The following is a 26700-nucleotide window of genomic DNA, read 5'->3' on the forward strand; positions in this document are numbered from 1 at the left end:
CCACGAAGAGAAGGAGAACACCCATGGCAAGCATCACGAAGAGCATCGACGTCGACGTCCCCGTGTCGACGGCGTACAACCAGTGGACGCAGTTCGAGTCGTTCCCGCAGTTCCTGAGCTTCGTCGACTCGATCACGCAGATCGACGACACCACCAACCGGTGGAAGGTGACGATCGGCGGCGTGCAGCGCGAATTCACCGCCAAGATCACCGAGCAGCACCCCGATGAGCGTGTCGCCTGGAACAGCATCGACGGCGACGCCGACCACGCCGGCGTCGTCACCTTCCACAAGCTCGACGAGAACACCACCCGCGTGACGGTGCAGCTCGAGTGGGAGCCGAAGGGGCTCGTGGAGACGGTCGGCGCCCTCGTCGGCGTGGACGACCACGCGGTGAAGAAGGACCTGGACAATTTCAAGGAGTTCATCGAGGGTCGCGGCACCGAGACCGGCGCCTGGCGCGGCGACGTCTCGTAGGGGCCGAGATGAGTGACACGGACGGCATGACCGACGAGGAGAAGCGGCGCGACCAGCTGCTGCGCGCCGAAGGTTCCACCGAGCGCGATGCCGCGCCGCGCATCGAGGTGAGCGAGCACGACGGCAACACCCGCATCGACATCGCCGAGGATGCCGTCGTCCGCCCAGGCCCCGGTCCCGGGGTCGCCGGCGCCGACGATGACGAAGCCGCGGAAACCGTCGAGAGCGGAGCGGCCGGGGAGCCGCCGGACGCCCACTGACGGCATCCGATCGCGACGCCGATCAGCTCAGGTGCAGGCCCGTGAGACAGGTGGGGTCTTCTGCGCCCGTGCTGATCGGCGTCGTCGCGCGTGCGCCGTCGTACGCGACCTCGAGCGTCGCGTCGATGCCCCGGGGCAGCCAGAGTCCCACGAAGCCGTTGTCGGCGGCGGTCACCGTCTCGTCGACGAGCGTGACGCCGGACGAGTCGGTGACGGTCACGTCGAGGGCCGCGCCGCCGAGCTCGCCCAGACAGGTCGTGAGGCTGTGGAAGAAGCAGTCGTGCGTCTGGTCGACGTACGGCGCCAGGGAGAGGTAGAAGAGGTCCTCCGGCAGCGGACGTTCGGTCTCCGCACCGTCCGCCGTGATTACGAGGCGGTCGGGACGCACGGACACGGTGACATCGCTCGGCCGCTCGTCCACCGGGAGAGCCTCGAGCGTGTCGACCACCTCCACGGGTGCCATCGCAGCGATGTCGGACGCCGTGATACGGGCAGGAGCCGAGGCGGCGGGGGCGGAAGCGGCGCAAGCCGTCAATCCGGTGAGAGCCGTGACGAGCGCGAGGACGACGGAGACACGGGCACGAGCGGAGGGGGCCATGCTCCCAGACAACCCTCCTCCGGCCGTCCCCGTGGGCTCGCGGGCCGTGAAATTGGCCGGGCCCCGGGCAACCCGTGCGCGGAGACGGCGCATGCCCATGTCGGGCGGCCCCGCTACGCTCGTGCCATGCACCGGCTGACGCGGGACGAGGCGCGCCGCATCGCGGTGCGGGCGCAGCTGCTGGATGCCGATCGGCCGGGCGACGTCGTGGAGGTCGCCGAGCAGATCGGCACCATCAAGATCGACCCGACCGCCACGATCGCGCCGGCCGAGCAGAGCATCCTGTGGTCGCGCATCGGCTGGTCGTTCGAACAGCCCCAGCTGACGAAGGCCGTCGAGACCGACCGCCTCCTGTTCGAGTTCGACGGCGGATTCCATCCGTCCTCGCTGCTGCCGGTCCTCGTTCCCCGGATGCGGCAGCGGAAGCTGCGGGACGCCACCGTGCAGTGGATGCAGGCCAACGACGCGTTCCGCCGCGATGTGCTCGCGCGCCTGCGGGCCGAGGGGCCGCTGCTCGCCGCCGACATCCCGGACACGAGCGCCGTCGCCGCCAAGTCGGAGGGCGGCTGGTACGGCACGAACGCCGTGCCGCGGATGCTGGAGATCCTCATGCTGATCGGCGAGGTCGCGATCGTCGGGCGGGTCGGGAGGTCGCGCCGGTGGGACATCGCCGAGCGGGTCTATCCGTCCGACCTCCCCGACATCTCCTATGAGGACGCGGGCCGCCGGCTCGAGGAGCGCCGCCTCCAGGCCGTGGGCATCGCCCGGCGACGCTCGCCCTGGACGCCCGTGGGCGAGGCCGGGGAGGCCGCCGAAGTGGAGGGGAGCGCCTGGAAGTGGCGCGTCGACCCGGAGGCCCTCGCCGCCATGGACACCGACCCGGGCGGGCGGGTCGCCATCCTCAACCCGTACGACGGGATGCTGTACGACCGCCCCCGCCTGCAGGAGCTCTTCGATTTCACGTACGTCCTCGAGCAGTTCAAACCCAAGGCGCAACGCCGCTACGGCTATTTCGCGCACCCGGTCCTCGTCGGCGACCGGTTCATCGGTCTTCTCGACGCCGAGTTCGACAAGAAGCGCGAGACGCTCGTCGTCAACGGGCTCCACGAACTCGTGCCCTTCGACGAGGAGGAGACCGAGATGGTGCACGCGGAGATCCGCGAGCTCGGGGAGTGGCTCGGCGTGCCGGTGACCGGTCTCTAGGCCGACCGCAGCGCCGCGACGACCTCGTACCAGCGCAGCAGGAACGCGGGCTCGTCGAGGCGCCGCCGCCGCATCCACGACGTCACCTCGTCGTTGCGCTTGCTGGCGTTGCAGGAGCGGCAGGCGGGCACGACGTTGTCCACCGTGTACCGTCCGCCACGCGAGATGGGCAGCACGCAGTCGCGCTGCAGCGCCACGCCGTCGGCGCCGCAGTACGCGCACCGCGCCCACGCGTCGAGGATCGCGGACCACTGCGCGGCGGTGAGGTCGCTGCCGCTCGCCGCAACGCGCTTCGCGCGCCGACGCGCGGCACGGGCGCGTCGGGTCTGCGGAGCGGGCATGACTCGACGGTACCCGTGGGGGAGCCGCGACCGCGGAGGGCGGCCCGCCCGTCGCGGCATACGATCGAAGCACCGCCCGCCCACCAGGAGGTCTCCCGTGCCCGCCGACGCGCTCGCCCACGCCGACGATCTCGCGGCATTCATCGCCGCGTCCCCGTCCAGCCACCATGCCGCAGCCCACGTGGCGCAGCGGCTCGTCGACGCCGGGTTCACCCGGCTGGAGGAGAACGAGCCGTGGGGTTCGCCGTCCGGCGGCCGGTTCGTCGTGGTCCGTGACGGCGCCGTCATCGCCTGGGTCGTCCCGGACGGCGCGACGGCGGCGACGGCGGTGCGCGTCTTCGGTGCGCACAGCGATTCCCCCGGCTTCAAGCTCAAGCCCAGGCCCACGACGGGCAAGCTCGGCTGGCTGCAGGCGGGCGTCGAGATCTACGGCGGCCCGCTGCTGAACTCGTGGCTCGACCGGGAGCTGCGCCTCGCGGGCCGTCTCGTCCTCGATGACGGCACGTCGGTGCTCGCGGCGACGGGGCCCCTCCTGCGGCTCCCGCAGCTCGCCATCCACCTCGACCGCGAGGTCAACGACCGCCTCGCGCTGGACAAGCAGTCCCAGACCCAGCCGGTGTGGGGGCTCGGCGAAGCCGACTCCGCGGACCTTCTGGGCGAGGTCGCGCGGGCGGCGGGGGTGGATGCCGCGCGCATCCGCGGGTACGACCTCGTCACCGCCGACGCGGCCCCGGGCCGCACGTTCGGGCACGAGGACGTCTTCTTCGCCGCCGGACGCCTCGACGACCTGGCATCCGTCCACGCCGGGGTCGTCGCGCTCGCGAAGACCGGGACCGACGGCGACCACATCGCGATGCTCGCCGTGTTCGACCACGAGGAGGTCGGGTCGGGCACGCGCTCCGGCGCGGCCGGGCCGTTCCTCTCCGACGTGCTCGAGCGGGTGTGGCTCTCGCTCGGCGCGGATCGGGAGCAGCAGCTGCGCTCCCTTGCGGGCAGCTGGTGCGTCTCGAGCGACGTCGGTCACGCCGTGCACCCGAACTACGCGGAGCGTCACGACCCGGTCGTGCAGCCCCGGCTCGGCAGCGGCCCGATCCTCAAGATCAACGCGAACCAGCGCTATGCGACGGATGCCGTGGGCGCGGCGGCCTGGGCCGGCTGGTGCGCCGGCGCGGGGGTCGCCGGCCAGGAGTTCGTGTCGAACAACGCCGTCCCGTGCGGTTCGACGATCGGCCCCATCACCGCGACGCGGCTCGGCATGCGCACCGTGGACGTCGGCATCCCGATCCTGTCGATGCACTCGGCGCGGGAGCTCGCCGGCGTCAGCGACCTCTGGGACCTCACGCGCGTCGCCGAGGTGTTCTTCCGGGGCTGAGGCTCCTTCGGAGCTCGTCCCTCCCCGCCCTAGGATGAGACGAGCGCGCGGATGCGCTCGGGAGAGGACACCGTGCACGAGACGGATCGCACGACCTGGGTGCTGATCGACGGCGAGAACATCGACGCGACGCTGGGCAATTCCATCCTGGGCAGACGCCCGCAGCCGGAGGAGCGCCCGCGGTGGGACCGCATCCTGTCGTTCGTCGCCGGCCGCTGGAACCAGCAGGCCCGCGGCCTGTTCTTCCTCAACGCCTCGACGAGCCTGCCGATGTCGTTCGTGCAGGCGCTCCTGGCGATGAACTACCAGCCGGTGCCGCTGTCCGGCAACGCCGACGAGAAGGTCGTCGACATCGCCATCCAGCGGACGCTCCGCGCGTTGCGCGAGCGGGAGGACGACGTCGTCCTCGTCAGCCACGACCGCGACTTCGTGGAGGACGTCTCCGCCCTGATCGACGGATCGCGCCGTGTCGGCCTGCTGGCGTTCGAGGAGTTCCGCAGCTCGGAGTTCGCCGCCCTGCCCGGACTGCAGTTCTTCGACCTGGAGTTCGACGTGCAGGCGTTCGACGCGCAGCTGCCGCGCGTCCGCGTCATCCCGATCGCGGAGTTCGACCCCGCCCAGTTCCTGCGCTGAGTCTCATCTCCGCGCCGGGCATCACTCTGCGCGGTAGCGCAGGATGTCGCCCGGCTGGCAGTCCAGCACACGGCAGATCGCGTCGAGCGTCGTGAACCGCACGGCCTTCGCGCGTCCGTTCTTGAGCACGGCGACGTTGGCCGGACTGATGCCGATGGCGTCGGCGAACTCCGCGACCGACATCTTCCGCTGCGCCAGCAGCACGTCGATCTCCACCGTGATCGCCATCAGACCACCTCCGCCAGTTCGCTGCGGAGACCCGTCGCGCTGCGGAGCAGACCCCGCATGACGATCATCAGCAGGACGAACGCCGCCGCGCAGATCACGCCGCCGAGCGCGAAGGCCGTCAGGCCGGGGGCGTCCAGCGGGGGCTCCACGACGAGCGCGACATGGAGGGCGAGGGCGAGGAGGGTCGCGGTCGCGGTGATGCCCGCCGCGAGGATGACATCCACCCAGCGGTAGGCGCTCTCGCTGAAGATCGCGTCGCGGCGCACCTTCGACAGCAGCGCCCAGATCGCCACGAGGACCAGCTGGCCGCACGCGATCGCCAGGATGCCGCACAACGCGTACGGCACGACGATCTCCGGGCGCTCCGCATCCGAGGCGAGCCCTCGCGCGATGAACGGGACGATGCGGACCTGCGCGAACAGTCCCGCGAGCACGATGACGACGATGAGCGCGCGGAGCGCGGCGATCACGAGACGAGTCATCTCTCGATTATCGATAGATACTGATCGAATATCAATAGGCATTGCGGATGGGTGCTACGTCGTGTGACGGACGCGTGCCGGCCGATGGCCGCCGCGTCTACGCTCGCGGAAGACCTCATCGACAGGGAAGGCAGACGACGTTGGCACAGCAGAGCAGCGCACCCCGCCCCGCGGGCATCGATCCGCGCGGTCCGCGCTTCGCCGCCGCGATCACGGCGGTGCTCATCCTCCTCGGCACCTTCCTGGCGCTCCTCGGCCCCGCCGTCCGCACGGGCACGACACTCGCCGAGCGGATCGCCGATCCGGGGTTCCTCGTCCTCCTCGCCGTCGACCTGCTCTTCGTCTGGGGCTTCGCGTCGCCGCACACCGCACCCTGGGGCGTGCTCTTCCGCACCGCAGTCCGCCCGCGCCTGGCGCCGCCGAGCGAGCTGGAAGACCCGCGCCCGCCGCGTTTCGCCCAGATCGTCGGATTCGTCGTCGTCACGATCGGGATCGTCCTGCACGTCGTCGGGGTGCCGTGGGCGCTGCCGGTCGCGGGCGCCGCCGCGTTCATCGCGGCGTTCCTCAACGCCGTGTTCGCGTTCTGCCTGGGCTGCCAGATCTACCTGGTGCTCCTCCGCGCCGGGCTCATCCGCACGCGCGGCGGCGCTCTCGTCGGCGCCTGACGCCGCACCGCGAGCCCTCAGCCCCTGACGCGTGTCGGACCGGCGGCCTATCCTGCCGACATGACCGACACCGCCGTCCAGGACTGGCTGCTCGACTCCGACCCCACGCTGCGCTGGCAGGTGCAGCGCGACCTCGCCGGCGAGCCCGACGAGGTCTGGCAGCGCACGCGGGAGCGCATCGCGACCGAGGGTGACGGTGCTGCGCTCCTGGCCCGTCAGGATCCGGACGGGCAGTGGGCCGGCGGTGCGTACTTCCCCGCCGACGCCTCCCGTGACGAGGAGGGCCAGCCGTGGACCGCCACGACCTGGACCCTCACGACCCTGCGCGAATGGGGCCTCGACCCGGCGGTCCTGGCCGGGACGGCGGAGAAGCTCGCCGAGAGTTCCCGGTGGGAGTATGACGACCTCCCGTACTGGGGTGGCGAGGTCGACGTGTGCATCAACGCGATGACCCTCGCCAACGGCGCGTGGCTCGGCGCCGACGTGTCGGCCATCGCCGCGTGGCTGCCGGAGCATCGGCTCCCCGACGGCGGCTGGGACTGCGAGTGGGTGGAGGGGTCGACGCGGTCCTCGTTCCACTCCACGATCAACGCCCTGCGCGGCATCCTCGCGTACGAGAAGCTCACCGGGGGAACGCCGGAGCTGCGCGCCGCACGCCACGGCGGCGAGGAGTACCTGCTCGAGCGCCGGCTGCGCTACCGGCTCTCCACCGGCGAGCAGGTGGGGCCGTGGACGGACCGGATCGTCTACCCGTATCGCTGGCCGTTCACGGCGCTGAAAGCGATCGACTACTTCACGGAGGCGGCGGAGCACGACGGCATCCGCCCCGACCCGCGCATCGGCGAGACGGTCGAGCGCGTCCGCTCGGCCCGCCAGGACGACGGACGCTGGCTCCAGGGGCATGTGTACCCGGGGCGGGTCTGGTTCCCGCTGGACGTCGATCCCGGCGAGCCCTCGAAATGGGTCACGTTCCTCGCGCAACGCGCGCTGAACCGCTGGGATGGTGCCGTATGACCGTACCGGCGGATGCGGGGGCCGCGCGTGCGGCCGACGCGGACTGGTGGCGCCAGGCCGCCGTGTACCAGATCTACCCCCGCAGCTTCGCGGACAGCGACGCAGACGGCATCGGCGACCTCCGAGGGGTGACGTCGCGGGCCGACTACCTCGCCGAGCTCGGGATCGACGCCGTCTGGCTGAGCCCGTTCTACCCGTCCGAGCTCGCCGACGGCGGGTACGACGTCGCCGACTACCGTGACGTCGATCCCCGGCTCGGGACGCTCGCCGACTTCGACGAGCTCGTCACGGCACTGCACGCCCGTGACATCCGGGTCGTCGTCGACATCGTCCCCAACCACACCTCGAACCGGCACGCCTGGTTCCAGGAGGCCCTCGCGGCGCCGCGCGGCTCCGCCGCACGCGACCGGTACATCTTCCGCGACGGGACCGGGCCCGATCTCGCGGCACCGCCGACCGACTGGGACTCGGCGTTCGGCGGATCGGCCTGGGAGCCGGCGGGCGACGGGCAGTGGTACCTGCACACCTTCGCCGTCGAGCAGCCCGACCTGAACTGGCGGAGCCGCGAGGTGCGGGACGACTTCGTCCGCACGCTGCGGTTCTGGTCCGACCGCGGCGTCGACGGGTTCCGCATCGACGTCGCGCACATGCTGACGAAGGATCTGGCCGAACCGCTGCCCTCGAAGCTCGAACTGGCCGCGCTGCCGTTCGACGGCAACCATCCCCTCATCGACCGGGACGACGTGCACGAGATCTACGCGGAATGGCGCGCCGTGTTCAACTCCTACGACCCGCCGCGCACGGCGGTCGCGGAAGCGTGGGTGGACTCGTCGCGGGTGCCGCGGTACGCGAGCCCGGAGGGCCTCGGGCAGGCGTTCAACTTCGACCTGCTGCAGGCGGACTATGACGCGTCGGAGTTCCGCCGCGTCATCACCGACAACCTGCGCCTCGCGGCCGAGTCCGGTTCGTCGAGCACGTGGGTGCTCTCCAACCACGACGTCGTGCGTCACGCCACCCGGTACGGCCTGCCGCCTCTGGGAGCGGAGGCGCGCGGCCCCGGGGCCGTCAAGCAGGGCACCGACTGGGTGCGCAGCGGCGGCATCGAGCCTCGTCTCGACCGCGCGCAGGGCCTCCGCAGGGCCCGCGCCGCGACCTTGCTGATGCTCGCGCTGCCCGGATCGAGCTACCTCTACCAGGGGGAGGAGCTGGGCCTGCATGAGGTCGCGGAGATCCCCGACGCCGAGCGCCAGGACCCGACCTTCTTCCGCGGCGACGGTGCCGACTACGGGCGGGACGGATGCCGCGTGCCGCTGCCGTGGACGCGCGCGGGGTCGTCGTTCGGGTTCGGCGCCGGCGGGTCGCACCTGCCGCAGCCGGACTGGTTCGGCGACGCGGCCGTCGACGTGCAGGAGCGTGATGGGGAGTCCACTCTCGCGCTCTACCGGCGCGCGCTCGCGCTGCGCCACCGGCTGCAGGCGGCGGAACGCCTCACCTGGATCGAGACGGAGCGCGACGACGTGCTGCACTTCACGCGGCCGAACGGCTGGGAGGTCATCGCCAACTTCGGCGCCGATCCGTTCCCCGTCGACGGCGGCGGCGACGTGCTCCTCTCCAGCGCGGTCGGCCGGCCGCCGGACGGTGTCGTGCCGGGGCTCGTGCTGGCCGAGACGACGGTGTGGCGCGCGCCGCGCTGAGCATCGGCTCCGTCAGGTCCGCTCCGTCAGACGAGCGGTGCCCCGTTCGTCCCCAGGGGTGCGCCGATCCGCGTCACGTACTGGTCGAAGTAGACCCGCGCGACGAGCTCTCGGCGGCTCGCGACACCGGCCTTGTCGAAGATGGATTTGAGATGGTCCTGCACGGTGTACGGCGACACGTGCAGCGCGGAAGCGATCTCGCGGGTGTCCGCGCCGGTCAGCAGCACCTCGACGACATCGCGCTCCCGCGCCGTCAGCCCGAACGCGGCGGCGACGAGGTCGATGACCTCCTGCGGGCGGGCCTCCTCGATCGTCACGACGACGTCGCCGGCGCGGTCGCCCGCCCCGCCGAGCGGCGCGGCGTGCAGCACGAGCCAGACGCCGTCGGTCGTGCGCGCCCGCACGCGCGGCATCCGGTCGGCCTCGCCCCGCGCGAACCGCCGGGCGCCGGCGACGAGGGCCTGGACGATGAGGAGCGGGTCGGCGGCGTGCGGCACCTCCGTCATGCGCCGCAGATGCGTCTGCGCTCCCGGACTCGATTGGACGATGCGGTCGTGCGCATCGACGACGATGACCGCCGGACCGGTGTCCGCCACCATCGTTGCCGAACCCAGCTGGGTGAGCAGCCCCGCACGGATGCCGCGGGTGAGCGCCGGCGCGACCGTCTCGAGGAAGGCGAGCTCGTCGGCCGCGAATGTCGGATCGTCGCCGCCGCGGAACACGCTGAGGCTGCCCCAGGCGCCGCTGCGGTCGCTGAGCAGTACCCGCGCCTCGTCGTGGTAGCCGAAGCGGGGGATCAGCAGGTCCGACATGCGCACCGACCGCTCGACGTCGCCCGACGTCTCGTGCGCCACTCCGACGGCCACGCGGCCGGCCGCGAGCATGGCGCTGAACGCGGTCGGATCGTCGCCGCCGTATTCGATCTGCGCCCAGTGCACATCGGATTCGTTCCGTCCCCGGATGTCGCCCAGCTTGAGCGTGCTGGAGATCATGGCGGTGGCGGGGTCGACCGTCGAGAAGCACCCGGCGACGAACGGCACGACCGCGGCCATCGCCGCCGCGGCCTCATCCATGAAGCGCACGAGCGGCAGCCCGGCGCGCGAGATGACGTCCAGGTCGCTGCGCGCACGACCGACCGCCACCCCCGAGGTCATGGGAAGAGTGTGCTCCTCCGCGCGCCCGCACACCATCCCAGGAATCTGGGAGGGCGCAGGACCCCCGTGATCTGGGATGGTGGCCTCGCCGAACCTGCGGGCAGACTGCTGCCGCACCATCCCTCGACGATTCGGACCCGCATGACCACTCCCGACCTCACCATCGACTCCCGCGCCCGGCGACTCCGCGATGCGCTGGGCGACCGCGTGCTCTTCCCCGGCGACGCGGGCTTCGACGCCGCGCGGCTCCCGTGGAACGTCGTGGTCGACCAGCGGCCGATCGCGGTGGTGCGTCCGGAGACGGCCGAAGACGTCGTCGACGCCGTCCGGGCAGCGGTGGCGGCCGGTCTCCGGGTGGCGCCGCAGTCGACGGGTCACGCCGCCGCGGCCCTCGCCGACACCGACCTGTCGGACGTCGTCCTCCTCAGCCTCGCCGGCCTCCGTGGCGTGACCGTCGACCCCCTCGCCCGGACGGCGCGGGTGCTCGGCGGGTCGCAGTGGAACGACGTGATCGCCGCGGCCGCGCCGCACGGGCTCACCGCCCTGCACGGCAGTGCCGGCGATGTGTCCGTCGTCGGCTATGCGCTCAGCGGCGGGATCTCCTTCTACGGGCGTGCGCACGGCCTGGCCGTGCACAGCGTGCGCGAGGTGCAGCTGGTCACGGCAGGCGGCGATCTGCTGCGCGCGAGCGCCGACGAGCACCCTGAGCTCTTCTGGGCCGTGCGCGGCGGCAGCGGCGCGTTCGGCGTGGTCGTCTCGCTCGAGATCGACCTGCTGCCGTACGCCGACGTGCACGCCGGGATGATGCTGTGGGATGCCGCGCACGCGCCCGCGGTGGCGCACGCGTGGGCGTCCTGGACCGCTGCGGCGCCGGAGAGCGCCACCACGACGCTGCGGGTGCTGCACATCCCGCCCCTCCCCGATTTCCCGCCGTTCCTGTCCGGACGATCCCTCGTCGTGATCGACGGGGCGATCCTGGAGACGGATGCCGTGGCGGCCGAGCTCCTCGCGCCGCTGCGCGCCCTGCAGCCCGAGATGGATACGTTCGGACGGATCCCGGCCGCGGATCTCGTGGGCGTGCACATGGACCCGCCCGACCCGACGCCGTCGATCACGGCGCACGCCGTGCTGGACGCGCTTCCCCGCGACGCCGTCGATCACTTCCTCGCCGCGGCCGGCTCCCCGGCCCTCTTCGTCGCCGAGCTGCGACACCTGGGCGGCGCGTTCGCGCGGCCGCGCCCGGACGGCGGTGCCGTCTCGGCGATCGAGGGCGAGTACCTCGTGGACGGGATCGCCGTCGCGCCCGTGCCGGAGGCGGTCGGCCCCGCCACCGCGGCCGTGCAGGCGATGGTCGCCGCGCTCGGGCCATGGCACGGCGACGCGCTCGCGCTGACGTTCATCGACGGGGGAGGCGTGCCGCGGGCGGCCGGATTCGGCGCCGCGGGGGAGCGACTCCGTGAGTTCAAGCACCGGTACGACCCGGCGGGTGTGTTCGCCGCAGCGCATCCGGTCTGAGCGAGGCTTCGCCGGGTGGGGCCCGGCGACAGCGGAACGGGGCGGGAGGAGGGGGGTCCTCCCGCCCCGGGTACGCATCCAGGTCCGCATCCCGGGGCACGTGCCTACGATGGAAGCAGCGCCGACGGCATCCATCGAGGGGAGGGGCCATGGTCCAGGTGAGAGTGGCCGGGGTGGCTCTGGATGCGGCCGGGCAGCACGTCATCCTGCTGAAGCCGCTGGATTCCCTTCCGGGAGAGGGGCGCATCCTGCCGATCTGGATCGGCACGCAGGAGGCGACCTCCATCCTCATCGCCGTCGAGGGGGCCATCCCGCCACGCCCGCTCGCGCACGACCTCATGCGGTCCCTCCTGGACGAGCTGGGCGCCAGCGTGGACCGCGTCGAGGTGACGCGGATCGAGGAGGGCACCTTCTACGCGGAGGTGACGATCACCTCGGCCGCCGGCATCCATCTCGTGGACGCGCGACCGTCGGATGCCATCGCGCTCGCCTCGCGCACGGCGGCGCCGATCTGGGTCGCCGACGATGTGCTCGCCGAGGCCGGCGTGATCGACGTCGTGACGGAGGATGAGGCCGGGGGTGACCCTGAGGAGAACCTCGAGGAGTTCAAGGAGTTCCTCGAGCACGTCGACCCGGAGGACTTCCGGGAGTGACCGACCTCCCGCTCAGCCGGCGGGCGTGATCTCGACGGGCTCGCCGAGGTCGTAGTAGTGCTGGGTGATGGTGCTCGAGGCGCCGAAGAACGATGCGGTGCCCTCCGAACCGACCGGGGTCCAGTCGTCGGCGAACCAGACGACGTAGTTCTGCACGGGCAGGTCGTACCAGCTGAACGGGGCGTCACTCGTGATGCGGGTCGCCGACACGGTGTCGCCGTTCGCCAGCGTGATCGAGTCCGGCGCGGAGGCGACCGTCCAGCTGAGGCTCGCCGCGATGAGGTCGCCCGCGAAGGAGGGGTCGGAGAAGACGCGGTACAGCTCGCCGGTGATCCCGGCCATCTGCTCGTCGGGGTCGGTGGACTCGGGATCGCCCTTGACCGGGCCGTCGCCGCTGTCGATCCACATGATGCCGTCGAGGAACGTGATCTCGATGGGCCCGTCACCGGTCTCCAGTGAGCCCTGGAACTCGAATTCGGGCGTGTACTGGAAGCGGATCTCGCCGCCGAGCTCCGCGCCGCTGATCGTCTCCTTGCCCGTGCCGAATGAGGAGAGCGCCGTCTGGATGCACGCACCCAGCTCGTCGCCGGTCACGGTGGCGCCGGGGCTCACGTCGATCGCCGTGCACTCCTCCGGTGCCGACCAGGCGGCCGGCTCCGGCGTCGGCGTGGCGGATGCCGTCGGGGAGGCGCTCGCGGTCGGCGCCGCAGCGGGTGTGTCCGACTCCGAGGGGGCGGGGGTCGCGGAGCACCCGGCGAGGAGGAGCGCGGCGAGGGCGGTCAGCGCGAAACCGGCGGTCTTGGTCACTGTTCGACGCTATCAAAGGCGACCGGGCGTCCTTTACCAGGCGCCGGGCGGCCCCCGCGCACCCGTTCGACAGGGATGCCCCCGCCCTGCAGACTCGTCGGATGACGACGCGGCTCCTCCTCATCTCCGACACGCATATCCCCGGGCGGGCGCGTGTGCTGCCGGCCGCCGTGCTGCGGGCGGCGGATGACGCGGACCTCATCGTCCACGCCGGGGACTGGGTGACGGCATCCGTTCTCGACGAGCTCGCCGCCCACGGCGACGTGCTGGGCGTCTTCGGCAACAACGACGGCCCGGATCTGCGCGCGCGGCTGCCCGAGGTCGCGCGCCGGCAGATCGAGGGCGTGCGCTTCGGGGTCGTCCACGAGACCGGTCCGGCGCGCAACCGCGAGGAGCGGATGGACGCCGCGTACTCCGACGTCGATGTGCTGGTCTTCGGGCACAGCCACATCCCGTGGGACACGATGACGCCCCGCGGCAGGCGCCTGCTCAACCCGGGATCGCCCACCGACCGGCGGCGCCAGCCCCACCACACGATGATGACCGCCGTCGTGGACGACGGTGTGCTGCGGGACGTCGAGCTGCAGACCCTCTGAGGTCAGGAGCGGGGGTCCGTCCTGCCTGCCCAGGGGTCGTAGTCGACCTCGAGGGGCTCCTGGCCGGGGCGATCGGGCTCGGCCACGTGCTGCAGGTTGACGCGGATGCGGTACCAGAGCGAGCTCGACCCGCGCATCCCGTCGACGAGGATATCGGCGGGGGAGAGCTGGGCGACGACGCCCGGATGACGCGCTTTCCAGGTCTCGAGCGCGGCGAGGGCTTCGTCCTTCGTCCTGGCACGCGCGATCTCGATGAGCGGCATCGTCGACTGGCGCCGGCCCGACCCGTCGGCGGCGCGCGGTGCGCGCTCGGCGGGTCCGAGGTCCTTCGCGAGGGCGAGGAGCGCCTCGAGCGACCCGGGGGCATCGTCGATGCCCGCGTGCGGGTCCCCGATCTCCGCGAAGCGGGCGGGCACCGTGCGGACGGTGAACTCCTCGGGGCGCCGCACGCGCAGCTCGTCCCAGCTGAGCGGTGTGGAGACCCGGGCGTCGGGGCGGGGCCGCACGGAGTAGGCGGAGGCGACGGTGCGGTCTTTCGCGTTCTGGTTGAAGTCGACGAAGACGCTTTCCCCGCGCTCCTCCTTCCACCAGTGCGCCGTGGCGAGTCCCGGCGCGCGGTTCTCGACCTCGCGTGCGAAGGTCTGCGCCGCGAGTCTCACGTCCTTGTAGTCCCAGTGCGGGTGGATGCGGATGAGGATGTGGATGCCCCGGGAGCCCGAGGTCTTCGGCCAGCCGACGAGGCCCAGGTCGTCGAGGACATCGCGGGCGACGAAGGCGACGTCGACGATCTGCGACCAGTCGACGCCGGGCATCGGGTCGAGGTCGATGCGGAGCTCGTCCGGGTGGTCGAGGTCGCCGGCACGCACGGGGTGCGGGTTCAGGTCGAGGCAGCCGAGGTTGACGACCCATGCGAGGCCCGCGGCATCCTGGATGACGGTCTCTTCGGCGCTCGTGCCCGAGGCGTACTGCAGCGTCGCGGTCCGGATCCAGTCGGGGTGGTTCTCGAGGACGCGTTTCTGGAAGAAGGCCTCCTTGTCGATGCCCTTCACGAAGCGCTTGAGCACCATCGGGCGGTCGGCGGCGCCGCGGAGGGCCCCGTCGGCGACGGTGAGGTAGTACTCGACGATGTCGAGCTTCGTGAGCCCCGCATCCGGGAAGACGATCTTCCCCGGACTGCTCACACGGACCTCGCGCCCGCCGATCTCGAGCGTGACGGCATCGCCTTTGCCAGGAGACATGGCGCCACTCTACGGACGCCGCGGGCCGATGGCGACGGTCGCCGTGTGCTCGCCGGATGCCGTCAGAACGGTGCCAGGTCGAACTCGCGGTGCAGGAACCTCCGCGTCGCCTCCGCAGAAGCGCCCGCGTCGCGCCCGCCGCAAACGCCGTCAGTCCCGCAGCAGGCGCACCCTCGCCACGAGGAAGCCGGCGGCGATCGACCCCAGGGCGCCGACGGCCATGTCGCCGATCGTGTCGGTGTAGGTGACGAAGATCTCATCCGTGACGAACGTCTTGCCGATCCACTCGATGATCTCCCAGACGGCGCTCGCCGCGAGGCCGAGCGCCGCGGTGAAGATCACGGCCGCCCGGCGAGCCTCTCGAGGCGGCGGCGCGATGCCCCAGCGAACGAGCGCCAGATACGCGATCGCGGCGATGAGGCCCGTGCAGACGGTGTGCACGACGAGGTCCCATCCGGTGATGGTGCGGTACAGGTCGAGCACGTTGCTCCACGATGCGACGAGCACCGTGACCCCGTACGCGATGTCGAACCCCGGCCGCACGCCGACGAACCGCGGGGCGAGCAGTGCCGGCAGTGCGAGCGAGAGGATGCCGGCATCCGTCCCGGTCCACCAGATCGCCGCGACCAGGATGCTCAGCACCCCTGCGACGCGCACGGCGTCGGCGAGGATCTCGGCAACGCCGCGCGGGCGGCGGAGGAAGTTCTCGATCATGCGCCGCGGCCCCCCATCCGCACGACGGCATGCACCGGCAGGTGATCCGACGGCCAGCCGCCGCCGACCCGCCGGGGGTCGATGGCCGCGCGCAGCACGCGCACGTCCGGCGACACCCCGATCCAGTCGATCCGGCCTCGGCGCACGTGCGGGCGACGGTAACCGGCGTACGTGTCCCACTCCGGTGTCTCGCGTTCCGCGGCGGCATCCCACGCATCGACGAGGTCATCGCCGCCGAACAGCTCGAGGAGCGGCGCCGACCCCGGGCGCGCGTTGAAGTCTCCCGTGACGATCGCCGGAAGCTCCTGGTCCTCGACGAGTTCGCGGATGTGCCGCGCGCCGGCGGCGCGGGCCCGCGGCGAGAAGACGTCCAGGTGGGTGTTGAGCGCGATGAAGCGCACGTCGGTCGCGCGGTCGCGGAACGAGGCGGTCACCAGCACGCGGGGGAGCATCGCGCCCCACGACCGGGAGCCGGGGACGTCCGGCTGGGTGGAGAGCGCCGTCTGCCGCCAGTCGAGCAGTTCGAGGCGCTCCCCGTCGAAGAACAGCGGGCACCCCTCGCCCCGCCCGTTCGCGTCCCGGCCGTGCCCGACGAACCGGTACCGCGGACCGAGTGCATCCCGTACCGCTGCGGCCTGGTCGGGCATGGCCTCCTGCGCGCCCAGGAGAGTGGGGCGCTCGGCTTGGAGCAGCGCAGTCAGGCGCGGGCGGCGCAGTCGCCACCGGTCGGCCGGGCGCACGAGCGGTCCGGTGAACCGGCGCCGGATGTTGTAGCTCACGACATGGAGATCAGGCGCCTCGACCGGCCCGATGAGCGGCGTGACGCTCATCGGGGAGCCCGGCGTCGCGGGACCGGCACGCCGAGCCGGTGCAGCCCCCGCCGAAGCAGCAGCCGCACCCATCGCACCGGGGGGAAATCCGCCGGCCAGTGCACGAGGACCGTGCGGACGCCGCGCAGGAGTCGCTGCCCGAACCCCGCACCGGCGGCGAACGGCCGCATGGAGATGCCCATCGCCGCGCCGTGCAGGTAGCGGATGCGGTGCCGCTCGCCCAGGTGGAACGCGAGGTCCAGGTCGTCGTGCAGTTCGGCATCCTGCCGATGCACGTGGCCGCGGATGCGCTGCCACGCCGACCGGCGGAACGCGAGGTTCGAGCCGAAGACCGGCAGATGGCCGAGCGCCGGCGCGGTGACCACGACGTACGCGCCGAGGTAGCAGGCGGCGAGCCACGTGCGCAGCGCCCGCGGCCCGTCGATGAAGCGCGCCCCGCCCGTGAACACCGACACGTCCGGCCGGCGCGCGAACGCCCTCTCGACGGTCTCGATCCAGGTCTGCGCCGGAAGGCAGTCGGCGTCCAGTCGCACGATCACGTCCTGGGTCGCGGCGTCGTACCCGGCGGAGCTCGCTGCGGGGATGCCGGGGCGATCGCATCGGATGACCCGCACGCCGGCCTCGCGCGCGACCTCCGCGGAGGCATCCGCGGACCCGTTGTCGACGACGACGATCTCGTCGGGCTCCCGGGTCTGCAGCTGCAGGGCGCGCAGGCACCGGCGCAGCTCGCGGGCGTCATCCTTCACGGGGATCACGACGGAGATCGTCGGCGATCCCTCGGGGCGTGCAGTCACGTCGACTCCTCAGGCGGCTGTCCGGCCACGCTAGCCCATCGGACGAAGAGGCCCGGGGGCGTTGACACCGGCGACGGGGACCGATAGCCAGGAGGACATGACTTCTCAGGCAGAACGCGCCCAGACCCTGTCCGCCCTCCACGCCGCGCCGGAGATCCTCCGCGTCGTCAACGTGTGGGATGTCGTATCCGCCAAGGCGATCCTCGATCTGCCCGAGACGAAGGCGCTCGCCACCGCCGGTCACTCGATCGCCGCGACCTTCGGCTACCCCGACGGCGAGAACATCCCGCTCGAGCTGGTGCTCGACATGGTCGGCCGCATCGTGTCCGTTGCCGGTGACGTGCCCGTCTCGGCCGATCTGGATGCCGGCTTCGGCAACGCGGGCGAGACCGCCCGCCGTGCGATCGGCGTGGGCATCGTCGGCGCCAACGTCGAGGATCGCCTGAAGCCGCTCGCGGAGTCGGTGGCCGCCGTCGAGGCGATCGTGCGTGCCGGCGTGGCCGAGGGCGTGCCCTTCGCGCTCAACGCCCGCACCGACGCCATCGTCCGCGGCGGCGACCGTCCGCTCGACGAGTCGATCGCGGATGCCATCGAGCGCGGCCGCGCCTACCTCGACGCAGGCGCCGACATCGTGTTCGTCCCCGGCGTGCTGAACGCCGACGTCACGCGGCGGCTCGTCGAGGGGATCGGGGAGCGGAAGGTCAGTGTCATCGGCCTGCCCGGCGCGCTCACGGCCGCGGAGTACGAGGCGCTCGGCGTCGCCCGCATCTCGTACGGGCCGACGACGCAACGCGTCGCCCTCACGGCGTTGCAGGACGTCGCGAAGAGCCTGTACGCCGACGGCGTCATCCCGCCGTCCACCCGCGCGCTCAACTGAGCGGCGTTCAATCCGGCAGCTGAGCGGCGTTCAGTCCGGCAGCCCGAGGAGCGGCTCGATCTCCAGCGTCAGGTCGATGATCTGGCGCAGCAGGCCGCCCGTCGTCGTCGACTGCAGCAGCGTGAACCGGTCGTACTCGCCGAGCGGCGCGATCGCGGCGAGCTGCCACGCCGAGGCGACGGGATCGTCGGACAGCTCGACGTTCGGATCCCACTGCGCCTCACCGACGACGGCGCTGCGCGCCAGCATCCGGCGCACCAGCGCCTCCGCCTCGTTCCGCAGCGGTGTCAGCGCCTCGTTCCACTCCAGCGGCGGGACCGGCGACACCTCGGCCTGCGGGTGCGGGTCGTCGTCGAGCCACCGGTCCACGGTGATCCGCTCGGTGCCGACGGCCAGGGCGTACATGTCGTCGTCGCCGGTGGAGACCTCGAGCAGGCGCGCCAGGGTCCCGATGCTGCTGCGCTGATCCCCGCCGCCGGCCTCGTGTCCCCGCTCGATGAGGACCACGCCGAACATCGGCTCCTCGGCGTCCAGGAGCCGCCCCAGCATCGTGAGGTACCGCGGCTCGAAGACGCGCAGCGGGAGCGGGGTGTACGGGAACAGCACGGACCCGAGGGGGAACATCGGCACGGCGCTCATGGCACCAGTCAAACATCGCCTGCGGCGGCCCGGGTCGACCTTCAGCGGACGTACAGTGAGGGGATGCCGCGCCCGCACGCCGATCCCGTCGCTCCCGGCCAGGAGTCGGTCTGGGACTACCCCCGTCCGCCCCGCGTCGAGCCGGTCGCCTCCCGTGTGTCGATCGTGCTCGGGTGCCAGGTGATCGTCGACACCGATGACGTCGTACGCGTGCTCGAGACGAGCCATCCGCCGGTCTACTACCTGCCGATCGGGGCGTTCGCCGACGGGTCCCTCGCGCCGACGACGGGATCGTCGGTCTGCGAGTTCAAGGGGGCGGCGCGCTACTTCGACGTCGCCGGGGGCGGCCTCGTGCGCCCGCGCGCAGGGTGGGGCTACCCGCATCCGCTGCCCGGTTACGAGGTGCTCGCCGACCGCGTCGCCGTGTACGCGCGTGAGATGGACCGGTGCACGGTGGACGGTGAGACCGTCACGCCGCAGCCCGGCGGCTTCTACGGCGGCTGGGTCACCTCCGCGATCGTCGGCCCGTTCAAGGGCGTCCCGGGCTCGATGGGCTGGTAGCCGCTCGGCATCCTTCGATCCACCCAGCGCGTTCCCACCGGCACGCGCTACCCTGGACCCGAGGCGTCCGCATTCCGCGGCGCCCGTACGGTGCATCTACCTGCTGGGAAGGCAAGGCGGCACACTCCGACCGCCAGCCGAACCGAGGTGCTCCACCATGACCGCGACCGCCGTCGATGATCGTTCCCTGATCTCGCACACCGGGTTCTGGTACTTCCCGATCGCGTTCCTCGCGCGCCTCCCGTTCGCCATGATGGTCGTCGGCGTGCTCACCCTCGTCGTCTCGGTCCGCGGCTCCGTCGCCCTCGGCGGACTGACCTCGGCCGCTGTCGGCATCGGCACCGTCATCGCCGGCCCCGTCGTCGGCGATGCCGTCGACCGGCTCGGCCAGCGCCGGGTGCTCGTCCCGCTCGGCCTCGTCAACGGGGCGCTGCTCATCGCGTTCCCGTTCGTCGCATCGTCGGACCTGTTCGACGGGATGCTGCTGGCCTCGGCGTTCCTGATCGGCCTGTCCGCCCCGCAGGCGGCGGCCATGTCGCGGAGCCGGATGATCACGATCATCCGCGACCGGCTCTCGCCGCACCGCCGCATCCGCACGTTCTCCCGCTCGATGGCGTACGAGTCGGCGGCGGATGAGACCGCGTTCGTCATCGGCCCCGTGGTCGTCGGCGTGCTCGCCTCGTTCATCGCCCCGTGGATGCCGATCGCCGCCGCGGCCGTCCTGAGCCTCGTCTTCGTGACGGCGTTCGCGCTGCACCCCACCGCGCGTGTGTCGCCGGCGCACGGGGACGCGGACGTCGAGCTGGCGCCGGCCCGGGAGCTGCTGCGCGCCCCCGTGCTCGTGCTCGTGGCCGCCACCTTCGCCGTCGGGATGTTCTTCGGCGCGACACTCACCTCCCTGACGGCGTTCATGGCCGAGCGGAACGACGTCGACACGGCCTCGCTGCTGTACGGGGTCATGGGGATCGGGTCTGCCGTCCTCGCCCTCGCCGTGGCGCTGCTGCCCACCCGGTTCGCGCTGCGCTGGCGATGGATGCTGTTCGCGAGCGTGCTCGCGGCATCCACCCTCGGTTTCACGCTGAGCGACTCGGTGTCGGCTGTGACGCTGATGCTCGCGCTCATGGGCCTCGGCATCGGGCCGACGCTCGTGACCCTCTACAGCCTCGGCGGCCAGCGCAGTCCGGTCGGCCGGTCGGCGACGCTCATGACGGTGCTGGGGTCGGCGATGGCTCTGTCGCAGTCGCTCGCGGCCGCCGGGACGGGCGCCCTGGCGGAGGCGTTCGGGGCCCGGAGCGCCATGGTCATCCCGTTGCTGGCGTCGGCGATCGTCGTGGTGCTCGGGGTGCTGAACCTCGCGATCGAGCGGCGCACACGCGTGGTGGCGGCGGCGCGGAGCCTCGACGCCGTGCGCGCTGTGGAGTGTCCCCGCCCGGTGGGATGATCGCGGCATGACCCGGTACGCGATCGACTCCGGAACGGCCCTGCGGCTCGTGGAAGAGGGGCGTGCGGTGAGCCCGGCCCACGCGCTGGTCGGCCCGGCCGCGCTGCGATCCCATGCGCTTTCCGCCCTGTACCGGGCCGTACGCGGGGGCACCCTCCCGGAGAAGGAGGGCCGCGCACGGCTGGAGGGCATCGCGGCCTTGAAGATCCGGCTCCTCGGCGACCGGGTGTCGCGGGCGACGGCGTGGAGGATCGCGTCTCGGCTCGGGTGGGAGGACACGGCACAGGCCGAGTACCTCGCTGTCGCGACGCTGCAGGCCGATGCGCTCATCGCGGCGGATGCCGCCCTCGCCGCCGCCGCAGACGGCATCGTCCCGGTCGCGGAGTACGACGACCTCTTCCGCTGATCCTCATCCGCGCCGGATGTGCTGATTCAGGCTGGAAGGAGTAATCTCGCTAACTGTATTACTAGATAAGCGAGGTAAATTGTGGAAGCTGCCGCTCGGAAGCGCTGGATAGGGCTGGTCTTCATCAGCATCGCCGTGTCGCTCATCATCGTCGACTCGACGATCGTGAACGTGGCGGTGCCGTCGATCGTCGACGAGCTCGGCATCACCTCGACCGAGGTCCAGTGGGTCCAGGAGGCCTACACGCTCGTCTTCGCCGCGCTCCTCCTGCTCTTCGGCAGCCTTGCCGACCGCTTCGGTCGCCGCCGCGTCATGCTGCTCGGCGTCGTGCTCTTCGCGGCCTCGTCGGTGTTCGCGGCGCTCGCACCCGACGGCGGCATCCTGATCCTCTCCCGCCTCGTCCAGGGCGTCGGCGGCGCGATGATCCTGCCGACGACCCTCTCGCTCATCAACGCGACCTTCCGCGGCAAGGAGCGGGGCATCGCGTTCGCGGTGTGGGGCTCGACCATCGGCGGCATGGCCGCGGTCGGCCCGCTCCTCGGCGGCTGGCTGACGACGGCGTTCTCGTGGCGCTGGGCGTTCGGCATCAACGTCCCGCTCGGCATCATCATCATCATCGGCGTGCTGCTGACGGTCGCCGAGTCGAAGGAGCCCCGCCGCGGCCGCCTCGACATCGTCGGCTCCGTGCTGTCCGTCCTCCTGTTCGGCTCGCTCGTCTTCGGGCTCATCGAGGGCCGCACCTATGGCTGGTGGACGCTCGAGCAGGACTTCACGATCGGCTCGTTCACCTGGCCGTTCGAGCTGTCGCCCATCCCCGTCGCGTTCGCGTTCGCGATCGCCGTCGTCGCGCTCGTCGGCTTCATCTGGTGGGGACTGGCGCGCGCGAAGCAGGGCAAGGGCACGCTCCTGGAGTTCTCTCTCTTCCGCATCCCGTCCTTCCGCAACGGCAACGTCGCCGCTCTCGTGGTCTCGCTCGGCGAGTTCGGCATCATCCTCTCGCTGCCCCTGTGGCTGCAGTTCGTGCTCGGATTCGACGCCGCCGAGGCGGCCTTCTCGGACGGCACGCGCGCTTCGGCGTTCACCGCCGCGGGGTTCCTTCTCGTCGGCCTCGCCGCGACGTTCTCGCTCGGTGCGGGCCGGCGGCAGGAGGGACGCGCAGGTCTCGGAGGACCCGGCGCGCCCGTCCACCTGACGTCGGGTCAGAAGCGGTTCGGCCCGTCCGGGTCGGTGAGCGGCTCCTCCGGGTTCGGCGCGAACGGCTCCGTGGGGTTCGGCGCGAGCGGCTCAGACGGATACGGTGCCAGCGGCTCCTCCGGGGCGCCGGGCAGTCCCGGATCCGGTGGGCCGGCGGGGCCGGGCGTCTCGCCGGGGGCGTCGGGGAAGGCGGTGCTCATGGCGTGCTCCTCTCATGCGCAGATGCGCGTTCCCCCGCACCCTCACCCCGAACACCGCGCGCAGCCCAGCCCCTTGACATCGAGCGCGTATTCAACGGGTTGACTGCGTATTCGACGTGGATGCGCACTCAACCCCCTGAATACGCGCTCGACGCAGCGAATACGCGCTCAACAGCACGGATACGCGCTCGACAACCGGCGTAGCCTGAACGGGTGCCTGCCGAACGTGCTCCGCTCAGCGCCCGAGCGCAGCTGGAGGCGCTGACCGCCGCCGTCGCCGCGGGCTCCGCCGGGCGCGGCTTCTCGGCGCTGCGCGGAGCTCCGGTCCCCACCGCCCCCCGCGCCGCCGCCGTGCTCATCCTGTTCGGCGTCCTCGACGGCGTGCGGAGCGTCCACGCGGCGGACGCCGTCTCGCGCGATCTCGACGTGCTGCTCCTCGCCCGGGCGGCGACGCTGCGCTCGCACCCCGGCCAGGTCGCCTTCCCGGGCGGCCGTCTCGACGGCGGCGAAGAGCCCATCGCCGCCGCGCTGCGCGAGGCCGAGGAGGAGACCGGCCTCGACCCGGCCGGGGTCGACGTGCTCGGCACCCTCGAGACGCTCCCGCTCGCCTTCTCGCAGCACCTCGTCACCCCGGTGCTCGCCTGGTGGCGGCATCCGACGCCCGTCCGCGTCGTCGACGAGGCGGAGTCGGCTGCCGTCTTCCGCGCCCCGGTCGCCGACCTCCTCGACCCGGCGAACCGCGGTGTCACCGTGATCCGGCGGGAAGGTCAGGAGTTCCGCGGACCGGCCTTCCATGTGCCGCACGCCACGGGCATCCACCTCGTCTGGGGGTTCACCGCGATCGTGCTGGACGGCCTGTTCGACCGCCTCGGCTGGACGGAACCGTGGGACGGGACGCGCGAACTGCCCGTCACCGTCTGACCAGCCACGCGTCGACGGCCTCTGCTGCGACGCCGATGACAGGCCATGCGCCCTCCGAACTGTTGCCGAGGATGCTCACCGTCGTGTCGGATGCCGGGATGTGCGTCGACCGGAACGACACCCCGGCGTCGTATCCCTCCAGCACGGCGGCGGGAGCGGTGCGGTGCAGCCAGAACCCCATGCCGTACCGCATCCCCTCGTCCGGCACATCGTGCCGCGGGGTCGTCATGGCCGCCACGGTCGCCGGCGACACGATGCGGCCGCGGTAGAGGGCGCGCCAGAAGCGGTGCAGGTCGGCCGCGGTCGTGTATGCGCCGCCGTCGCCGTTGCCGAGCACCGGGAGGTGCAGCGTGTTGACGCGGTCCCCGTCTTCGAAGAGGTAGCCGAGCGCCGCGGTCCCCGGCAGCTCGTCGGAGCGGAGGAAGTCGGTCTGCGTGAGGACGGCCGGAGTGAACACGCTTCGCCGCACGACGTCGTGATACGTCTCGCCGGTCAGGCGCTCGAGGATGATCGCGAGCACGATGTACCCGCCGTTGCAGTAGGCGAAGCGGTCGCCCGGCGGGAAGGACTGCGGGAACCCGTCGACAAGCGGCAGGAACGCCTCGGCTGTCGTCAGTGTGTGGACCGGGGCGGTCAGCACGTAGTCGGACGCCTCCCAGTCAGCATCCTCGTCGAGGTAGTCGCCGATCCCGGACGTGTGGGTGAGGAGATGCTCGACCGTCACGGCGTCGTCGATGAGCGGCAGGTCGGCGCCGAGGATCTCGCGGACGCGCTGTTCCAGCCGCAGCGCTCCCTCTTCGACGAGCCGCATGACGGCCAGCGCCGTGAACGTCTTGCTGCCGCTCGCGATCGCGAACCGCGTGTCGGGCGTGTTCGGAACGGCGAAGGCGCGGTGCGCGAATCCGAAGGCCCGTGCCAGCGTGCGTTCGTCTCCGGCATCCACCGTGACGATCCCGGTGAACGCCCGCTTCGCCGCAGCCTGCTCGAGCGCGGCGGGATCGATCGTCAGCATGGCGTACCTCCTGAGGCGATCATCCTGCAGACCGGGCCGGGGCGGAATGGAGGCGGCGTTCCCGCATCGCGAGGAACAGCGGGAACGTGAACGCGAACGCGGTCACGCCGGAAAGGACGATGTACAGCCAGGCGCGGCGCATCCCGAGCCGGCGCGCCTCCACGACGATGAGGATGCATCCTGCGATCGCGACGACGAGCAGGTCGACGCCGATCGACCCAACCGCGGGGCCTGACGTGAACAGGTCGCCGAGATAGTTCCGCATCAGCACGACCGACCACACATTCAAGAGGAACGTGCCGATCAGCCCGATGAGCGCGAGCACGAGGTAGGCGATCGACAGCGGCGTCCACGGGGGCTTCATGAGGGGCATTGTCCCCGATCGGATGCCGTCGCGGCGAGGCCTGCCCGCGGGGCCTGACACCGCCGCCCGATAGTCTTGCATCGATGGAACTCGGGGTGTATGCGGTGGTGGCAGTCGCCATCATCGTCGGCGTGGCCGCGTTCTCCAAGAAGCTCGGTGTCGCCGCCCCCATCGTCCTCGTCGTCGCCGGCGTCGCCCTGTCGTATCTGCCGGGTGTGCCCGAGATCGAGGTGCCGCACGAGATCATCCTCGACGGCCTCCTGCCGCCCATCCTCTACGCGGCCGCCATCAGCGTCCCGATCATCGACTTCCGCCGGAACCTCGCGCCGATCGCGAGCCTCTCCGTCGTGCTCGTCATCGTCACCGCTTTCGCCACGGGCGGGCTCCTGTACCTTCTGCTCCCCGACCTCAACTTCGCCGCCGCCGTCGCGCTGGGTGCCATCATCAGCCCGCCGGATGCCGTCGCCGCGACCTCCATCGGGCGGCGCCTCGGCCTGCCGCCCCGCCTGCTCACCGTGCTCGAAGGCGAGGGGCTCGTCAACGACGCGACCGCCCTGGTCCTCCTCCGCTCCGCGGTCGCGGCCGCGGCGGGCGGACTCGCCTCGCCCTGGGCGGGCGTGGCGGACTTCTTCTACGCCGTCGCGGTCGCGATCGTCGTCGGGCTGGTCACGGGCTGGGTGACCGTCTGGGTCCGGTCGAAGCTGTCCGACCCCGTGCTCGACACCGCCCTGTCGATCGCCGTGCCCTTCATCGCCTTCGTGCCCGCCGAGCAGCTGCACGCCTCCGGCGTCCTCGCCGTCGTCGTCGCCGGACTCTACACGGGGCACGCGGCACCGGCGAAGTTCTCGCCGCAGTCGCGGATCAGCGATCGCATCAACTGGCGCACCATCCAGTTCCTGCTGGAGAACGGCGTCTTCCTGCTCATCGGGCTGGAGATCCGCACCCTCATCGGCGACGTCGACCCGACCGTGCTCGGGGTGTGGGACTCCATCGGGATCGGACTGCTCGCGACCGTGGCGCTCGTCGTCATCCGGTATCTGTGGATCGGGCCGCTCGTCTACGCGCTCGGCCGCCGCGCGCGGCACGCCGAGAAGCAGACCTACCGCTCGCTGCTGGCGCTCTACTACTTCCGGAGCCATCCGATGAAGTCGCGGCGTCAGGCGCTCGCGCGCAACCGGCTGGAGCGGGACTACACGCGTCGACGCGCGGACCTCGAGACGCAGCGGCAGGAGCACATCGACTGGCGCGGGGGCGTCGTGCTGGGCTGGTCGGGGATGCGGGGCGTGGTGACGCTCGCCGCCGCCCAGTCCCTCCCGGAGGAGACGCCGTACCGACCGCAGCTCATCCTCATCGCGTTCACCGTCGCGGTCGTCAGCATCCTGCTGCAGGGCGGCACCCTGCCGTGGCTCATCAAGCTGCTGGGCGTGCAGGGCATCGACGCGAGGGAGGACCGCAAGGACTTCGCCCAGCTGCTCGAGACGCTCAGCGGTGCGGGGCTGGATGCGCTCGACGAGGAGATCTCCGCGCGTGGTGACTCCCTCGACCCCGAGGTCGTGGAGCGTGCACGGCAGGCCTCGTTCCTCAACACGGAAGCGGCGTGGGAACGCGCCGGCCGTGGTGGGGCCGACAGCGAGACCCCGCACCGCATCTACCGCGAACTGCGCCTCGCCATCGTCGCCGCGGAGCGCGAGAAGATGCTCGAGCTTCGCGCCGCGGGCGTCTACCCCTCGCGCATCCTCGCGGAGGCCCAGGTCATGCTCGACCAGGAGGAGACCCGGTTGCAGCGGCGTCCCGGCGGCGCAGGGCACTGACGCGGGC

Annotated in this window: 31 protein-coding genes; 18 read left to right on the plus strand and 13 right to left on the minus strand. The window is 71.8% G+C overall.

Features of this window, described 5'->3' with window-relative positions; translation table 11 throughout:
* The first annotated feature begins 23 nt into the window (after window positions 1-23).
* Both BR85_RS01325 and BR85_RS01330 read left to right on the plus strand, forming a co-directional pair.
* Complete coding sequence (locus tag BR85_RS01325; protein WP_028494892.1) at window positions 24-476, plus strand: SRPBCC family protein; 453 nt, start codon at window positions 24-26, stop codon at window positions 474-476.
* An 8-nt stretch (window positions 477-484) separates the two neighbouring features.
* Window positions 485-736 (plus strand): hypothetical protein, encoded by a 252-nt coding sequence (locus BR85_RS01330; protein ID WP_051526105.1) that lies wholly within the window; start codon window positions 485-487, stop codon window positions 734-736.
* A 22-nt stretch (window positions 737-758) separates the two neighbouring features.
* Here BR85_RS01330 and BR85_RS01335 read toward each other — a convergent pair whose 3' ends face one another.
* Entirely contained in the window at window positions 759-1334 is a 576-nt protein-coding gene (locus BR85_RS01335; RefSeq protein ID WP_028494893.1) for a CueP family metal-binding protein, read from the minus strand.
* Window positions 1335-1460: 126 nt separating this feature from the next.
* Between BR85_RS01335 and BR85_RS01340 the strand changes: the two genes are divergently transcribed.
* Window positions 1461-2537, plus strand: coding sequence for a DNA glycosylase AlkZ-like family protein (locus tag BR85_RS01340; protein WP_028494894.1), 1077 nt, complete (start codon window positions 1461-1463; stop codon window positions 2535-2537).
* Here BR85_RS01340 and BR85_RS01345 read toward each other — a convergent pair.
* The gene (locus tag BR85_RS01345) at window positions 2534-2878 is read right to left on the minus strand and encodes an HNH endonuclease (protein WP_028494895.1); all 345 of its coding nucleotides are present in this window, start codon (window positions 2876-2878) and stop codon (window positions 2534-2536) included. The genes BR85_RS01340 and BR85_RS01345 overlap by 4 nt on opposite strands.
* A 97-nt stretch (window positions 2879-2975) precedes the next feature.
* Here BR85_RS01345 and BR85_RS01350 point away from each other — a divergent pair, with 97 nt between their 5' ends.
* Window positions 2976-4250 (plus strand): M18 family aminopeptidase, encoded by a 1275-nt coding sequence (locus BR85_RS01350; protein ID WP_028494896.1) that lies wholly within the window; start codon window positions 2976-2978, stop codon window positions 4248-4250.
* A gap of 51 nt (window positions 4251-4301) precedes the next feature.
* Window positions 4302-4883, plus strand: coding sequence for an NYN domain-containing protein (locus BR85_RS01355; protein WP_036272111.1), 582 nt, complete (start codon window positions 4302-4304; stop codon window positions 4881-4883).
* Window positions 4884-4904: 21 nt separating this feature from the next.
* Here the strand turns inward: BR85_RS01355 and BR85_RS01360 are convergent, their stop codons facing one another.
* On the minus strand, window positions 4905-5111 hold the full coding sequence (locus BR85_RS01360) for a helix-turn-helix domain-containing protein (RefSeq protein WP_028494898.1): 207 nt from the start codon (window positions 5109-5111) through the stop codon (window positions 4905-4907).
* On the minus strand, window positions 5111-5593 hold the full coding sequence (locus BR85_RS01365) for a DUF2975 domain-containing protein (RefSeq protein WP_028494899.1): 483 nt from the start codon (window positions 5591-5593) through the stop codon (window positions 5111-5113). The genes BR85_RS01360 and BR85_RS01365 overlap by 1 nt, the downstream gene beginning before the upstream one ends.
* 140 nt (window positions 5594-5733) lie before the next feature.
* On the opposite strand from BR85_RS01365, the gene BR85_RS01370 reads away from it, so the two are divergent.
* Genes BR85_RS01370 through BR85_RS01380 form a run of 3 tightly spaced genes read left to right on the plus strand, consistent with a single transcriptional unit; the run spans window position 5734 to window position 8966 of the window.
* Window positions 5734-6258: a DUF4395 domain-containing protein gene (locus BR85_RS01370; RefSeq protein WP_028494900.1), complete on the plus strand. Its 525-nt coding sequence runs from the start codon at window positions 5734-5736 to the stop codon at window positions 6256-6258.
* Window positions 6259-6318: 60 nt separating this feature from the next.
* On the plus strand, window positions 6319-7272 hold the full coding sequence (locus tag BR85_RS01375; protein WP_028494901.1) for a hypothetical protein: 954 nt from the start codon (window positions 6319-6321) through the stop codon (window positions 7270-7272).
* Window positions 7269-8966, plus strand: coding sequence for a glycoside hydrolase family 13 protein (locus BR85_RS01380; protein ID WP_028494902.1), 1698 nt, complete (start codon window positions 7269-7271; stop codon window positions 8964-8966). The genes BR85_RS01375 and BR85_RS01380 overlap by 4 nt, the downstream gene beginning before the upstream one ends.
* A 26-nt stretch (window positions 8967-8992) precedes the next feature.
* Here BR85_RS01380 and BR85_RS01385 read toward each other — a convergent pair whose 3' ends face one another.
* A complete protein-coding gene (locus BR85_RS01385; protein ID WP_028494903.1) occupies window positions 8993-10120 on the minus strand; it encodes a helix-turn-helix transcriptional regulator in 1128 nt (375 codons plus the stop codon).
* Between the two features lie 141 nt (window positions 10121-10261).
* Here BR85_RS01385 and BR85_RS01390 point away from each other — a divergent pair, with 141 nt between their 5' ends.
* Window positions 10262-11635 carry an FAD-binding oxidoreductase gene (locus BR85_RS01390; protein WP_028494904.1) on the plus strand — a complete coding sequence of 458 codons (1374 nt, stop codon included), beginning with the start codon at window positions 10262-10264 and terminating at the stop codon, window positions 11633-11635.
* A 149-nt stretch (window positions 11636-11784) separates the two neighbouring features.
* On the plus strand, window positions 11785-12288 hold the full coding sequence (locus BR85_RS01395; RefSeq protein ID WP_028494905.1) for a bifunctional nuclease family protein: 504 nt from the start codon (window positions 11785-11787) through the stop codon (window positions 12286-12288).
* Window positions 12289-12300: 12 nt separating this feature from the next.
* Here the strand turns inward: BR85_RS01395 and BR85_RS01400 are convergent, their stop codons facing one another.
* Window positions 12301-13095, minus strand: a complete 795-nt coding sequence (locus BR85_RS01400) for a hypothetical protein (RefSeq protein ID WP_028494906.1) — start codon at window positions 13093-13095, stop codon at window positions 12301-12303.
* 101 nt (window positions 13096-13196) lie between these two features.
* Here BR85_RS01400 and BR85_RS01405 point away from each other — a divergent pair, with 101 nt between their 5' ends.
* Window positions 13197-13691, plus strand: coding sequence for a metallophosphoesterase family protein (locus BR85_RS01405; protein WP_028494907.1), 495 nt, complete (start codon window positions 13197-13199; stop codon window positions 13689-13691).
* Between the two features lie 2 nt (window positions 13692-13693).
* On the opposite strand, the gene ligD is transcribed toward BR85_RS01405, so the two are convergent.
* The 4 genes from ligD to BR85_RS01425 all read right to left on the minus strand — a co-directional run bounded on the left by ligD (window position 13694) and on the right by BR85_RS01425 (window position 17267).
* The gene (gene ligD, locus BR85_RS01410; RefSeq protein ID WP_028494908.1) at window positions 13694-14929 is read right to left on the minus strand and encodes a non-homologous end-joining DNA ligase; all 1236 of its coding nucleotides are present in this window, start codon (window positions 14927-14929) and stop codon (window positions 13694-13696) included.
* A 150-nt stretch (window positions 14930-15079) separates the two neighbouring features.
* A complete protein-coding gene (locus tag BR85_RS01415) occupies window positions 15080-15643 on the minus strand; it encodes a DUF2238 domain-containing protein (RefSeq protein ID WP_028494909.1) in 564 nt (187 codons plus the stop codon).
* The gene (locus BR85_RS01420) at window positions 15640-16473 is read right to left on the minus strand and encodes an endonuclease/exonuclease/phosphatase family protein (protein ID WP_028494910.1); all 834 of its coding nucleotides are present in this window, start codon (window positions 16471-16473) and stop codon (window positions 15640-15642) included. The genes BR85_RS01415 and BR85_RS01420 overlap by 4 nt, the downstream gene beginning before the upstream one ends.
* A complete protein-coding gene (locus BR85_RS01425; RefSeq protein ID WP_028494911.1) occupies window positions 16470-17267 on the minus strand; it encodes a glycosyltransferase family 2 protein in 798 nt (265 codons plus the stop codon). Before BR85_RS01425 ends, BR85_RS01420 begins: the two co-directional genes overlap by 4 nt.
* Before the next feature lie 97 nt (window positions 17268-17364).
* On the opposite strand from BR85_RS01425, the gene BR85_RS01430 reads away from it, so the two are divergent.
* Entirely contained in the window at window positions 17365-18144 is a 780-nt protein-coding gene (locus BR85_RS01430; RefSeq protein WP_028494912.1) for an isocitrate lyase/PEP mutase family protein, read from the plus strand.
* Window positions 18145-18174: 30 nt separating this feature from the next.
* Here BR85_RS01430 and BR85_RS01435 read toward each other — a convergent pair whose 3' ends face one another.
* Window positions 18175-18783: an LON peptidase substrate-binding domain-containing protein gene (locus tag BR85_RS01435; RefSeq protein ID WP_028494913.1), complete on the minus strand. Its 609-nt coding sequence runs from the start codon at window positions 18781-18783 to the stop codon at window positions 18175-18177.
* Window positions 18784-18846: 63 nt separating this feature from the next.
* Here BR85_RS01435 and BR85_RS01440 point away from each other — a divergent pair, with 63 nt between their 5' ends.
* The 5 genes from BR85_RS01440 to BR85_RS01460 all read left to right on the plus strand — a co-directional run bounded on the left by BR85_RS01440 (window position 18847) and on the right by BR85_RS01460 (window position 23506).
* On the plus strand, window positions 18847-19344 hold the full coding sequence (locus BR85_RS01440) for a DUF427 domain-containing protein (RefSeq protein WP_028494914.1): 498 nt from the start codon (window positions 18847-18849) through the stop codon (window positions 19342-19344).
* A 157-nt stretch (window positions 19345-19501) separates the two neighbouring features.
* Complete coding sequence (locus BR85_RS01445) at window positions 19502-20785, plus strand: MFS transporter (protein WP_028494915.1); 1284 nt, start codon at window positions 19502-19504, stop codon at window positions 20783-20785.
* A 7-nt stretch (window positions 20786-20792) separates the two neighbouring features.
* Window positions 20793-21191: a hypothetical protein gene (locus BR85_RS01450; protein ID WP_028494916.1), complete on the plus strand. Its 399-nt coding sequence runs from the start codon at window positions 20793-20795 to the stop codon at window positions 21189-21191.
* 81 nt (window positions 21192-21272) lie between these two features.
* Window positions 21273-22688 (plus strand): MFS transporter, encoded by a 1416-nt coding sequence (locus BR85_RS01455; RefSeq protein WP_081782634.1) that lies wholly within the window; start codon window positions 21273-21275, stop codon window positions 22686-22688.
* Window positions 22689-22798: 110 nt separating this feature from the next.
* Window positions 22799-23506 (plus strand): NUDIX hydrolase, encoded by a 708-nt coding sequence (locus tag BR85_RS01460; protein WP_028494917.1) that lies wholly within the window; start codon window positions 22799-22801, stop codon window positions 23504-23506.
* Here the strand turns inward: BR85_RS01460 and BR85_RS01465 are convergent.
* On the minus strand, window positions 23496-24518 hold the full coding sequence (locus BR85_RS01465; protein ID WP_036272112.1) for a serine hydrolase domain-containing protein: 1023 nt from the start codon (window positions 24516-24518) through the stop codon (window positions 23496-23498). The genes BR85_RS01460 and BR85_RS01465 overlap by 11 nt on opposite strands.
* 19 nt (window positions 24519-24537) lie before the next feature.
* Entirely contained in the window at window positions 24538-24882 is a 345-nt protein-coding gene (locus BR85_RS01470) for a DUF2834 domain-containing protein (protein WP_036272114.1), read from the minus strand.
* Window positions 24883-24965: 83 nt separating this feature from the next.
* On the opposite strand from BR85_RS01470, the gene BR85_RS01475 reads away from it, so the two are divergent.
* Window positions 24966-26693: a cation:proton antiporter gene (locus tag BR85_RS01475; protein WP_028494920.1), complete on the plus strand. Its 1728-nt coding sequence runs from the start codon at window positions 24966-24968 to the stop codon at window positions 26691-26693.
* Window positions 26694-26700: the final 7 nt, after the last annotated feature.

Source organism: Microbacterium sp. UNCCL10, from assembly GCF_000746195.1.
GTDB lineage: Bacteria > Actinomycetota > Actinomycetes > Actinomycetales > Microbacteriaceae > Microbacterium > Microbacterium saccharophilum.

What these genes read in the sequence shown, in the direction of transcription:
- BR85_RS01325 (WP_028494892.1), top strand. Translation starts at nt 24, where the DNA reads ATGGCAAGCATCACGAAGAGCATCGACGTCGACGTCCCCGTGTCGACG.
- BR85_RS01330 (WP_051526105.1), top strand. Translation starts at nt 485, where the DNA reads ATGAGTGACACGGACGGCATGACCGACGAGGAGAAGCGGCGCGACCAG.
- BR85_RS01335 (WP_028494893.1), bottom strand. Translation starts at nt 1,334, where the DNA reads ATGGCCCCCTCCGCTCGTGCCCGTGTCTCCGTCGTCCTCGCGCTCGTC.
- BR85_RS01340 (WP_028494894.1), top strand. Translation starts at nt 1,461, where the DNA reads ATGCACCGGCTGACGCGGGACGAGGCGCGCCGCATCGCGGTGCGGGCG.
- BR85_RS01345 (WP_028494895.1), bottom strand. Translation starts at nt 2,878, where the DNA reads ATGCCCGCTCCGCAGACCCGACGCGCCCGTGCCGCGCGTCGGCGCGCG.
- BR85_RS01355 (WP_036272111.1), top strand. Translation starts at nt 4,302, where the DNA reads ATGCGCTCGGGAGAGGACACCGTGCACGAGACGGATCGCACGACCTGG.
- BR85_RS01360 (WP_028494898.1), bottom strand. Translation starts at nt 5,111, where the DNA reads ATGGCGATCACGGTGGAGATCGACGTGCTGCTGGCGCAGCGGAAGATG.
- BR85_RS01365 (WP_028494899.1), bottom strand. Translation starts at nt 5,593, where the DNA reads ATGACTCGTCTCGTGATCGCCGCGCTCCGCGCGCTCATCGTCGTCATC.
- BR85_RS01375 (WP_028494901.1), top strand. Translation starts at nt 6,319, where the DNA reads ATGACCGACACCGCCGTCCAGGACTGGCTGCTCGACTCCGACCCCACG.
- BR85_RS01380 (WP_028494902.1), top strand. Translation starts at nt 7,269, where the DNA reads ATGACCGTACCGGCGGATGCGGGGGCCGCGCGTGCGGCCGACGCGGAC.
- BR85_RS01385 (WP_028494903.1), bottom strand. Translation starts at nt 10,120, where the DNA reads ATGACCTCGGGGGTGGCGGTCGGTCGTGCGCGCAGCGACCTGGACGTC.
- BR85_RS01390 (WP_028494904.1), top strand. Translation starts at nt 10,262, where the DNA reads ATGACCACTCCCGACCTCACCATCGACTCCCGCGCCCGGCGACTCCGC.
- BR85_RS01395 (WP_028494905.1), top strand. Translation starts at nt 11,785, where the DNA reads ATGGTCCAGGTGAGAGTGGCCGGGGTGGCTCTGGATGCGGCCGGGCAG.
- BR85_RS01405 (WP_028494907.1), top strand. Translation starts at nt 13,197, where the DNA reads ATGACGACGCGGCTCCTCCTCATCTCCGACACGCATATCCCCGGGCGG.
- ligD (WP_028494908.1), bottom strand. Translation starts at nt 14,929, where the DNA reads ATGTCTCCTGGCAAAGGCGATGCCGTCACGCTCGAGATCGGCGGGCGC.
- BR85_RS01415 (WP_028494909.1), bottom strand. Translation starts at nt 15,643, where the DNA reads ATGATCGAGAACTTCCTCCGCCGCCCGCGCGGCGTTGCCGAGATCCTC.
- BR85_RS01420 (WP_028494910.1), bottom strand. Translation starts at nt 16,473, where the DNA reads ATGAGCGTCACGCCGCTCATCGGGCCGGTCGAGGCGCCTGATCTCCAT.
- BR85_RS01430 (WP_028494912.1), top strand. Translation starts at nt 17,365, where the DNA reads ATGACTTCTCAGGCAGAACGCGCCCAGACCCTGTCCGCCCTCCACGCC.
- BR85_RS01435 (WP_028494913.1), bottom strand. Translation starts at nt 18,783, where the DNA reads ATGAGCGCCGTGCCGATGTTCCCCCTCGGGTCCGTGCTGTTCCCGTAC.
- BR85_RS01440 (WP_028494914.1), top strand. Translation starts at nt 18,847, where the DNA reads ATGCCGCGCCCGCACGCCGATCCCGTCGCTCCCGGCCAGGAGTCGGTC.
- BR85_RS01445 (WP_028494915.1), top strand. Translation starts at nt 19,502, where the DNA reads ATGACCGCGACCGCCGTCGATGATCGTTCCCTGATCTCGCACACCGGG.
- BR85_RS01450 (WP_028494916.1), top strand. Translation starts at nt 20,793, where the DNA reads ATGACCCGGTACGCGATCGACTCCGGAACGGCCCTGCGGCTCGTGGAA.
- BR85_RS01465 (WP_036272112.1), bottom strand. Translation starts at nt 24,518, where the DNA reads ATGCTGACGATCGATCCCGCCGCGCTCGAGCAGGCTGCGGCGAAGCGG.
- BR85_RS01470 (WP_036272114.1), bottom strand. Translation starts at nt 24,882, where the DNA reads ATGAAGCCCCCGTGGACGCCGCTGTCGATCGCCTACCTCGTGCTCGCG.
- BR85_RS01475 (WP_028494920.1), top strand. Translation starts at nt 24,966, where the DNA reads ATGGAACTCGGGGTGTATGCGGTGGTGGCAGTCGCCATCATCGTCGGC.